The 10,534-nt window shown below is 43.2% G+C and carries 10 protein-coding genes; 5 read left to right on the top strand and 5 right to left on the bottom strand.

Translation table 11 applies throughout. The features are described from left to right. Positions 1-25 precede the first annotated feature (25 nt). From PN462_RS11710 to PN462_RS11700, 3 genes are all read left to right on the top strand, one after another. Complete coding sequence (locus tag PN462_RS11710; RefSeq protein WP_443029149.1) at positions 26-367, top strand: hypothetical protein; 342 nt, start codon at positions 26-28, stop codon at positions 365-367. A 48-nt stretch (positions 368-415) separates the two neighbouring features. Continuing rightward, positions 416-595, top strand: a complete 180-nt coding sequence (locus PN462_RS11705; RefSeq protein ID WP_272128411.1) for a hypothetical protein — start codon at positions 416-418, stop codon at positions 593-595. Positions 596-672: 77 nt separating this feature from the next. Further along, the gene (locus PN462_RS11700; protein WP_272128410.1) at positions 673-1,122 is read left to right on the top strand and encodes an SRPBCC family protein; all 450 of its coding nucleotides are present in this window, start codon (positions 673-675) and stop codon (positions 1,120-1,122) included. A gap of 521 nt (positions 1,123-1,643) precedes the next feature. Here the strand turns inward: PN462_RS11700 and PN462_RS11695 are convergent. The 5 genes from PN462_RS11695 to PN462_RS11675 form a co-directional block, all read right to left on the bottom strand. Continuing rightward, a complete protein-coding gene (locus PN462_RS11695) occupies positions 1,644-2,363 on the bottom strand; it encodes a TIGR00266 family protein (RefSeq protein WP_272128408.1) in 720 nt (239 codons plus the stop codon). A gap of 222 nt (positions 2,364-2,585) precedes the next feature. Next, positions 2,586-3,590, bottom strand: coding sequence for an ABC transporter substrate-binding protein (locus tag PN462_RS11690; protein ID WP_272128407.1), 1,005 nt, complete (start codon positions 3,588-3,590; stop codon positions 2,586-2,588). Beyond that, the gene (locus tag PN462_RS11685; RefSeq protein ID WP_272128405.1) at positions 3,590-5,398 is read right to left on the bottom strand and encodes a peptidoglycan-binding protein; all 1,809 of its coding nucleotides are present in this window, start codon (positions 5,396-5,398) and stop codon (positions 3,590-3,592) included. Before PN462_RS11685 ends, PN462_RS11690 begins: the two co-directional genes overlap by 1 nt. A gap of 123 nt (positions 5,399-5,521) precedes the next feature. Next, positions 5,522-7,726 (bottom strand): glycoside hydrolase, encoded by a 2,205-nt coding sequence (locus tag PN462_RS11680; protein ID WP_272128404.1) that lies wholly within the window; start codon positions 7,724-7,726, stop codon positions 5,522-5,524. Positions 7,727-7,919: 193 nt separating this feature from the next. Beyond that, positions 7,920-8,156, bottom strand: coding sequence for a NifU family protein (locus PN462_RS11675; protein WP_272128403.1), 237 nt, complete (start codon positions 8,154-8,156; stop codon positions 7,920-7,922). A gap of 132 nt (positions 8,157-8,288) precedes the next feature. On the opposite strand from PN462_RS11675, the gene PN462_RS11670 reads away from it, so the two are divergent. Continuing rightward, positions 8,289-9,179, top strand: a complete 891-nt coding sequence (locus PN462_RS11670) for a UbiA prenyltransferase family protein (protein WP_272128402.1) — start codon at positions 8,289-8,291, stop codon at positions 9,177-9,179. 4 nt (positions 9,180-9,183) lie between these two features. After that, positions 9,184-10,524, top strand: coding sequence for an FAD-binding oxidoreductase (locus PN462_RS11665; protein ID WP_272128401.1), 1,341 nt, complete (start codon positions 9,184-9,186; stop codon positions 10,522-10,524). The last annotated feature ends 10 nt before the right edge of the window (positions 10,525-10,534 follow it).

The raw sequence follows: 10,534 nt of genomic DNA, 5'->3' as shown, positions 1-10,534 counted from the left end.
CCCCCCCCCCCCCCCCCACCAACCCGTGGCACGACTCCACCAACTGACCGTGTACACCCGTTGGTTCTTTGTCTTCCTCTGTTGGCTACTCTTTGCCCCTTTTGCCCTCTGGTCTCTACGAGAGGACATTGAGCTAATGTTAGACTATTTCACCTGGGCCGCCCTCCGCTATAGTTTAGCCTTTAATCCCATTGCGGCCTTCTGTCTGGCCTTTTGCATCGGCCTCACCACCGCCGTTTTAATCTGGCAAAGTCGTAATATTATCTGGGGTATCTCCCCCCAAGAACAACTCCGTCTCCAACGTCAAGCTCAACAAATTCTCTCCCAAGGCAAAAGTCATCCTCTTTGGAGGTGGGTTAATCGGTAATTTTTTTGTGGGTTCTTTAAATTGTTAATTGCTTATTGTTAATTGAAAATGAATATTTCTGACGAATTAATCCACGAAATCCAACTTTATTTAACCGCAAAAGCAGATCAGGGAGATAGTAGAGCCAATTATTTACTCAATCAAATTAGAAAAGAAAGCCTAGACCCCCAAACCGTAGAACCTGCCCGCTTTATCATCCCTCCCCCTGGGGAAGAATTAGGCTGTTAAATGGTTATTTGTTATTGGTTCGCTAATGACCAATTACTAATTACTAATTACCAATTACTAATTACCAATTACAAAAAATGCTCCAATTCCAACACCAAAGCCTCATTAACGCCCCCTTAAAAGCCGTGTGGCAATTCCATGAAAGACCAGACATTTTAGAGAAATTAACCCCACCTTGGCAACCCGTAGAAATCATTCGTCGGGAAGGGGGGTTAGATGTGGGGGCCATTAGTGAATTTCGTCTTTGGTTAGGAATTATCCCCGTGAAATGGGTTGCCAAACATACCCAATGTCAAGCCTATCACTACTTTGTTGATGAACAAATTGAAGGGCCTATGGTTTCTTGGCAACATCATCATAACTTTGAACCTGAAGATGGGAAAACCCGTCTCACAGACACCATCCGTTATGAGTTACCAGGGGGAGAAATAGCAGAATCTTTCCTCGACTGGTGGGTGAATAGTCGCTTACGGGATATGTTTCACTATCGTCACCAGATTACCCAACAGGAATGTGAAATCCATTAGTATTTTCTAACACATTCTCTTCTGTAAATGCTATATCTGTAAATGCTATATCGTGATTAAATCATCAAATATTTTTTAATGTAATGAAAATCATACAACAATTAAAGGGATTTCTCTTAGTATTATTTATTTTTGTAACACTTAATTTGATTTTTGTCTATTCATCAATCAACACCATGACCAATGATGCAACGATTGTCAATTATGCAGGCATCGTGCGAGGAAATACCCAGAGAATAGTAAAACGTAGCTTATTAAATGAACCTGTGCAATCTTCGATTCAAGAAGTTGAGACAATTAAGGTGTAGCCACGGCCATTAAGGAAATTACCACCAATTTACAGCACATTACAAAAACAGCCCAACAGCAAGCTCTCACAACCGAGCAAGTCTTTAACATTATGAACGATCTCAATCAAGCTGCCCAAGAAACGGCCACGGGAACTCGCAAAACGCGACAAGGAACTCAAGACTTAACTTAAATGAAACCGTGAAATTTCTCGAATTTATGATTTAACGAGATTAATCTTTCTCTAGTTCATTAATTTGAGATTGTAGGGGAGAAATAATGCGATCGGCCAGACGAGAAAAGGGTAAACTCTGTAAATAAACAGTCCCCGGGCCTTTCATATTGGCAATAAATAACCCCTCTCCGGCAAACAAGAGATTTTTAAACCCTTTGAGTAACTCGATATTGTAATCCACCGTGGGAGAAAAGGCCACCAAACACCCGGTATCCACCCGCAATATCTCTCCATCCTCCAGTTGTTTTTCAATAATGGCCCCTCCTGCTTGCACAAAAGCCATACCATTTCCCTGTAAGCGTTGCAGGATAAAGCCTTCACCCCCAAAAAAGCCAGCCCCTAACCGCTTCGTAAAAGCAACCTCAATCTCAATGCCACTGGCCGCACAAAGAAACGCATCTTTTTGACAAAGAAATGTCCCTCCCAACTTGGCCAAGTCGAGGGGGATAATTTGCCCAGGGGAAGTCGCAGCAAACCCCACGCTAGACTGTTGTTTCCCTTTATTGGCAAAAGTAGTAATAAAGAAACTCTCCCCAGTTAGCATCCGCTTAAACCCTCCAAAGAGTCCCCCTTTGGCCATTCCGGTTTGCATTTCGATATCTTGTTCCATATAGGTCATTGTCCCTGCTTCTGCTTGGACTCCTTCTTCGGGGTCCAGGGTAATTTCCACCAGTTGCAGGTCATTCCCATAAATTTTGTAATCTATTACGTCTGCCATGATTTTCTTGTGGTAGTGGTTTGGTTTTAATTATAAAATGGATAATGGATAATTAAGTATTAATCGTCAAAATAAACCTTGGGTTGAAACCCAAGGCTAATAGCTAAAACCCGTTAAAAACGGGTTAAGAAATTAACGAAAAATTAAACTAGCGGTTATAATATTAGAGGGGAAATAAGCCCTAAAGGGCTGACTACGAAAGAATTAATTATTTTTTAACCTTTATGTTGATAATTTAACCCACCCGACATTACTAATTGATTTCTCAACGGGAATAAATTTAGAGACTAATTGATAGTCAGCTAAACGCTTAGACATTAGTTCCCATCGTTTTGGGTCAATTTCTCCTAAGTTATCCTGTTTATTTAAGGGGATAACATATTCTCTTAATCCCTGTAAAGATTGGGTTTGATAGGCTAAATTATAATAACTACGGTCTGGATTAATATAATAATTGATAAGAATTTGAGCCGTTTTATAAATGTCAATAAATGCGTTCTCCCATCCTTGAAATGTTGCCCTCAAAAATCGGTTTAACGCTTGGGGATATTGCTGAATGAGATGATTATGGGCAAAAATAACTTGGGCGTATTCTTGATAACCGAAATTACTAAATTTTAATACATTGGGGGCGATTTTTTGTTCTACTTCTAGACCAATGGGTTCATCTATAGTGTAACATTGAATGGCATCCAGTTCACCGGATAATAAACGTTTAATTTTATTTTTATAGGGAATTTCAATCACTTTCACTTTTATACTGTCTTCCCCTAACCCTTGAAGATCGGTGATTAAATGTAGGATTTTTTTGCCGTTGTTATGGACTCCGATGGTTTTTCCCTGTAAGTTTTGTAAACTATTTAAGGGGGTGTCAGGCCGCGACATTAACCCCAAGGGAGAGGTTTGTAACATTGCTGCGATCGCAGTTACAGGATACCCCTCGGCCTGGGCATTTAATAGCTGATCCTGTTCACAACAAGCTATGGTAAACTGGTCTCGCGTTACCATTGCAAAGAGATCAAGTCCTGACTCCCACGGATTGACTTTTACCTGTAACCCCGCATCCCGATAATACCCCCGATAGTCGGCCAATAATACCCCCGCAAATTGTGCATTAAATTTCCAGTCCAGTTGCAAAGTTAAGGGGGGAATCGTTGCTGCAAGTTGTGAGGGGAAACGAGACAGCAACAACAAGGGAAAAACAGATAAAAGTTGACGACGTTTCATTATCCTGAAAATACCATAATTTGACCGGAATACGCAGACACCCAAACTTGGTTAGTGACGGGATCATAGGTGACACCAATGGGTTTTTCTGCGACATCTACGGTGTCTAATATCTCCATGGTTTTGGTGTTTACTTTACTCAAGGTGTTGGAGAAATAATTGACCACGTATAAATATTGTCCATTCTCCGATAATACCATGGTGCGGGGAGCATCTCCAGTAGATATTTTTTTCACAACTTGTTCGGTTTGTAAGTCCAGTTTTGCTACTTTGTCTTCTCCGTTTAAACTGACGTACAAATAACGATTATCGGGGGATAAGTTTAGGTGTCTAGGATTTTTGCCGACGTTTTTAATCCAACTAACGGAAAAGTTTTGTAAGTTGACTTTGGCAACATGAGAAGACCCCATGACTGCGATATACGCGGTTTGAGAGGGAGTATCTACGACAATTCCTCGCGGATAACGACCGAGGTTAATGCGTTTAATTTCTTGTTCTGTTCTGGTGTCAATGATGCTTAAATCATAACTACACCAGTTACTTACTAAAACCAGACGGTTATCGGGGGTGGTGGCGACATATTTGGGGACAGAACCAACTTTTATGGCCTGTTCAATGGTATAATTATTAGTGTCTATTTTGTAGAGGAAACTCTCGTCGGTTTTCTGTTCCGGTTTACAGGTGTCTCCCCCTGGGTTATCAAACCCTGAACCGTACATTTTATAGTTGGACACCCAAGCATAATTCCCGTTATGTGAAAAGGCAGCTTCGACGGGAGAACCACGATAAATACCTTTGTATTGGTTGGCGTTTTGGCTATTATCTACATAGTTACTTAAATTGATGCTGTCGGGGATGGTTTTGATTAAGTTATAATTGCGGTCATAGACGGTGATGGTGTGGGTGTACATCATATTTTGGGCAAAAAATAACCCTTGGCCGGAATGTACAATAGATTTGGGTGAAATGTTCCCTCCAATGGTTTTTTGTAAGGTCATGGGTTGGGAGGAGGGGGTGGACTCATTAAAGGTGGAATTAGTATCTGTAAATGAGTCTTCATTAAACGAGGAGTCACTATCTGTAAAAGAGGAGTCGGTAAACGGTTCAGGATTAAATTCTCCCGTCTCCTTTTCTGAAAAGGGTTTTATCTCTGTGTTAGAGTCGGTGAAGGGAGTTGTTATTGTTGCATCAACGGTTTCCCCGTTTAATGCTTTGCGGGTGTTGGGGCCAAAAATGCCATCAGGTTGTAGGTTATTCGCTTGTTGAAATTGTTTGACGGCCCGTTCAGTGAGTGGCCCATAATATCCGGTGGTTGGCCCGTTAAAATAGCCTTGATTTTTTAAGGTTTGTTGCAATTCCTTGACAGCTTGGCTTTCTTGTCCTTTTTTTAGCAGTTTGGAGGGGAGAGAAGGGGGAGTGGAGGTGGGGGAAACTTCTCGTAAGACGCTTTCGGTGTTGGGGCCAAAAATACCGTCGGGTTGTAGGTTATTTGCTTGTTGAAAGCGTTTGACGGCCCCTTCGGTGAGGGGGCCATAATATCCCGTCGTCGGCCCGTTAAAATAGCCTTTCGCTTGTAATTCCTGCTGGAGTTGTTTGATGGCGGGACTTTCTTGGCCCCGTTTCATGAGGGCCAAGGTGGGGGTATGATTGAGGATGAGGAGAAAAGTAATGGCCAGTCCCCAACGAGACAGTCTCAAAGCTTTTTGCCACAATTCCGGTTTGATCTTCCAGACAGGGGGGATATTATATTCGATCTGGTTTTCGGCTTCGTAAGCGGCGGTATAGTATTGATATGCTAAACTTTCCATCAATGAACAACCCCTCATGATTCAAGATTCGATCTTTGAGTTGTCACCCCTTTTTGAGGAAATCCGGTTTTTTCCGAGAGAAGATTCTAGAAAACAACCAGATTCCTGTACGAAACGTCGTTTTTAAGGGGCCTGTAACCCAATGAGTTGATCTTCTGGGAAATAGCTGTGATAGCGGCCATTATCTGCCAAAATCGCAACAATTCGTAACGGATAATCGGGATGAATGTTTAAGTCGGACCAAGGGACGGCGATTTCTAAACATTCATCCAAGGCCATTGTGGCATGGGTTTCTTGGGAATGCCACTGGTAGCGATCGCCTGCTTCTGCAAACCAAGTCTCCCCATTGCGAAGATGAATCCCCAGATGATGGTGAAAGAGGTAATTTAAGGGAGACACATTGGGTAAATTCTCCAGAGGGATAGGACTGTTATACATCGTCACCCCTGGATAAAACCACAATAGATGTAATTCGGGGGGTAAGTCCGTTTGGGGGTTCATTCCCGATGAGAAATCCAAGCGGAGATAAAAGTTCAGGTGGTCTAAGCCATAAAAGACCCGTTGTACTAAACTAGCACGGTGCATTGTTCCTCTTGCACCGCCAATTTCAATTCGTCCTGCTTTGTCCCAGTCTTGTTCATCACCCAATCCGTCCACGATAGGATGAATAAAACTCCTAGGAGTGCGATCGCCATTTTGTTCGTGAGAGTCCACGTTGTCCTCCAACTGCGGGGGAACGGGTTCGTTCAATGCCTCATAAATAGCACAAAGATGTTCTCGAAACAATTGGTCAAACATCTGATCTTGGTTTGAGGAATGGCCTTCCCCAAACCACCAGAACCAATCAGACCCCTCGGCAGCGTATAATGCTTCCCAGGCTTGGGGGTTGCTGTCTTCGGTCGCTTCGGGGTGGTTAGCGAGAGTTTCCCGGGCCTCGTAGAGGAGGTCCCAAGCGCGATTTTTCACGGGATCCCCAATCCAAGTGGTAAAACTGCCATCCACCCAAGACCCACTATGAAGTTGATCACTAGACAAGGTTTCGGTGGGGGGGAATTGGTCTAAATATTCGCTAACCGTTACGGCTTCAATCCCTGTATGATCGCTTAATCGTTGATAGAAGGCATTGAGGAAGGGGAGGCCGTCCTGTTGATAAAACTCCCAGCAATTTTCCCCATCTAGGGCGATAGTCACTAACCAGGGGCGATTAGGGTCTAAACTGTCAGAAATGGCTTCTAAATGTCCCATGAGGTCTTTTGCGGCCTTTTGGGGAGTCATGGAACTATACCCAAACCCAATTAAATCGGACAGTCGGTGATCTCGAAAGACAATGGATAAGTCTCCGTGGGGGGTTTCTAAGCGGTAGGGTTGGTAGAGACGGTCCGGTTGATATAAATTCCCCTGATCATTGCGATGGAAATAATGGTCTAGGGTCCACCCTAACACGGCTTCGTCGGAACATAGCCATTGAAACCCCTCTTGGGCAATATAAGGCAAAATAGCGGGACTGACGGACTGTTCTGAGGGCCATAGTCCTTTGGGGGGCCGGCCAAAGCGATTTTGATATAATTCTTGGGCTTTTTGGAGGTGTCGGGGGATATCTTCGGGCCATTGAAAACGCTGTTGGGGAAGCGTCATGTCGGAGACGGCCACTTGTCCGGAGTCGGTGTCTGCTAAGAGGGGGAGGATGGGGTGAGTGTAGGGGGTGGTGGTGACTTCGAGTTGGCCCAACTCTTGCATTTGTCGGTGTTTGGGGAGGATGCGGCTGAGGATTTGTTGTTGTTTGTGGTAAATTTGGGTGCGATCGCGCAAGGTAAACCCTTTCCCCTGTTTCAACCAGGCCGCAATTTCGGGATCATCCCAGAAAATTGGGTCTATCCAGGCTAAATTATGCCAGGCCAATAAATCCCCAAACTCCTGATCTGTCCAATGTTCTAAACACCAAGCGGGTCCCTCCTCTTGTCGTTGCTGATAGAGTTGGGCATAACGGGGATGAGGATCAATTAAGGTTCGGTGATACCCGTCAAAAAAGTGATCGAGAATAAAATGCTTTTGGCCTAAATCTAAGGTCCTCTCATCACTCAACGCCAAGGAGAGATAGGGATCAACCGCTTTTCCGGCAATATAATCCTCTAGTTGCAAAATAAGAGACGGGACTAGATTCACCGTTTGATGTAGCTTGGGATAACGGTCTAAGACTAAAATCAAGTCGAGATAGTCTTTCGTTCCGTGTAACCGAACCCAAGGTAAACGATACTCCCCACTCGCAGAGGATTTATATAAGGGTTGGTGTTGATGCCAGACAAAGGCGACATAAAGGGGATAAGGCATAATAGAAGCAGAAAATCTGGTGATCAGTATTCAGTATAGGAGTTCGCTTGTGGAGTCCAGGGAAAAAAGAATGATCCCCATTCTCCTTGTATCATTTCCCGCTATCTGCCCTATTCTTCTTGACCTTTCCCCGTTTCTGACTGACATCAACTCGGGTCAACCCAAAATAATCTAGGGTTAACCTCTGGTCAGATTACATCACTTGCTCAACTTCAGCAATTTCGGGAATGTACTCCCGCAAACGACGTTCAATCCCCATTTTTAAGGTCATGGTAGAACTCGGACAAGACCCACAGGCCCCTTGTAAGCGTAATTTAACAATTGGCCCGTCAATGTCGGTTAATTCGACGTTCCCCCCATCGGCCATTAGGTAGGGACGTAATTCGTCTAATACCTGTTCTACGTTATCTTTGGTCAATGCCATGGACATAGTTCGTTAGCCTCTTGAAACTTGATTGTTACGTTGTGAACCACTTTCCTCTATCCTAACGTTAGCGGGACGTTTGAGTATCTCAAAGGTCTCATTTTTCTTTCTATGGGTAGAGGATTGAGGATAAGACGGGTGGAAAAACGCCAAAAAGGTTCACTGGGGAGGCATTTACTAAAACTGATCCGGGTCCATCACTGGATCAAAAATGGGTTTATTTTTGTTCCTGCGTTTTTTGCGGGCCGTTTGTTTAATTGGGAGACCATTGCATCCTTGGTGTTAGGGTTTTTCGCATTTTCGCTGATGGCCAGTTGCATTTATGTGATCAATGACTATCTGGATATTCCCCAAGACAAACTCCATCCCGAAAAACGCAAACGGCCTTTGGCCTCCGGGGCCGTGACGAAATCTGAAGCGAATCTTCTCATTATCGGTTTATTTGCGATCGCATTTCTGATCAGCATCTTTCTCTCCTTTCATGCGTTGGCGATCATCTTGGCCTATTTTGTGATGAATTTACTCTATAGCATTCGTCTCAAACATATCGCCATTCTCGATATCTGTATTATTGCCTTTGGGTTTTTACTCCGCATCGCTTTAGGAGGAGTCGTCGGTCAGGTTTTTATCTCCCATTGGTTAATCATGTTAACCTTTCTTCTGTCACTGTTACTCGGATTAGCCAAACGTCGGGATGAATACCTCATTTTTCGCAAAGGAAATAACACCCGCAAGTCCATTGAAGGCTATAATTTAGAGTTCATTGACTTGTCTATGATGTTAACGTCTTCAGTAACGCTGGTGACTTACATTATGTACACAGTTTCTGATGAAGTGGTGAACCGCATTGGCCACCCCAATTTATATGTCACAGCCGTTTTTGTCGTGGTGGGAATTATGCGCTATCTCCAACAAACCCTCGTCTTTACAAAAAGTGGATCACCCACTAAAATTTTGTTGCAAGATGCTTTTCTACAAAGTGTCATTGCCGCTTGGTTACTGACCTTTGGTATTTTAATTTATTGGTAATCCTATGACACAACAACAAGTTATTGCCAACTGGGGAAATTACCCCCAACTCTCCGCAGAAGTTGACGAGTTGGGATTACTTCCTGATGTCCAAAACTATTTACAACAACAATCCCCTTTAACCTTACGGGGAAATGGTCGATCTTACGGAGATGCGTCTCTAGGAAAACAGGTATTTTCAACCCTCAAATTGAATAAGTTTTTAGACTTAAACACCGAGTCAGGGATTCTCACCTGTCAAGGAGGGGTTTTACTCTCAGAAATTTTAGACGTGATCCTCCCCCAAGGACTCTTTTTACCCGTCACTCCGGGGACAAAGTTTATTACCGTTGGGGGGGCAATTGCTTCCGATGTCCACGGAAAAAATCACCATAAAGAGGGCAGTTTCTCCCGTCATGTTTTGTCCTTTGATTTAATGTTAGCTGATGGTACAATTCTCACCTGTTCTCGACAGGAAAATCAAGAGTTATTTTGGCTAACTATGGGCGGAATGGGCTTGACAGGATTAATACTTTCTGCTACCTTTTTACTCAAGAAAATCGAAACCGCTTACATTCGACAAACTTGTATTAAAGCCCGTAATTTAGCTGAAATTATGGACTTATTTGAGTCCTCCACCGACTGGACGTATAGTGTGGCATGGATTGACTGTTTGGCCACAGGGGAAAAACAGGGAAGATCATTATTATTATTAGGAGAACACGCGACTTTAGAAGATGTTTCCCCTAACCAAAAAGCCAACCCCCTAGAAATCCCCCAAAAGCGCAAATTAAACATTCCCTTTTACTTCCCCCGTTTTGCCTTAAATGGGTTAACTGTAAAAGCCTTTAACACCCTATACTATAACAAGCAATGGGCAAAAGAGAGTCAAAGTCTTATTAGTTATGATCCCTTCTTTTATCCCCTCGATAGTATTTATAATTGGAATCGCATTTATGGCAAACCGGGGTTTGTCCAATATCAGTTTGTCTTACCGAAAGAAACCAGTAAAGACGGATTAAGCGAGATTCTTACCACAATTAGCCAGAGTGGTCAAGGGTCATTTTTAGCGGTGTTAAAATTATTTGGAAAGGGAGAACCGGAAGCGTGGTTATCATTCCCCATGGAGGGTTATACTTTGGCCTTAGATTTCAAAGTTCAGCCGAAAGTGTTTGAGTTATTAGAACAGTTAGATCGACTGGTGTTAAAGTATGGTGGACGGTTATATTTAACCAAGGATGCGAGAATGAAGAAAGAAGCGTTACAAAATTATCCCCATTTAGAACAATTTAAGCAGTCTCTCCCCCCTGGGTTTACGTCTCATTTAGCGGAGAGATTAGAGTTAACAATAAACAATAAACAATAAACAATAAACA

The sequence above is a fragment of the Spirulina sp. CS-785/01 genome, from assembly GCF_028330525.1.
Classification (GTDB): domain Bacteria; phylum Cyanobacteriota; class Cyanobacteriia; order Cyanobacteriales; family Spirulinaceae; genus JAQMSD01.
This window is presented reverse-complemented; position numbering and strand designations above follow the sequence as displayed.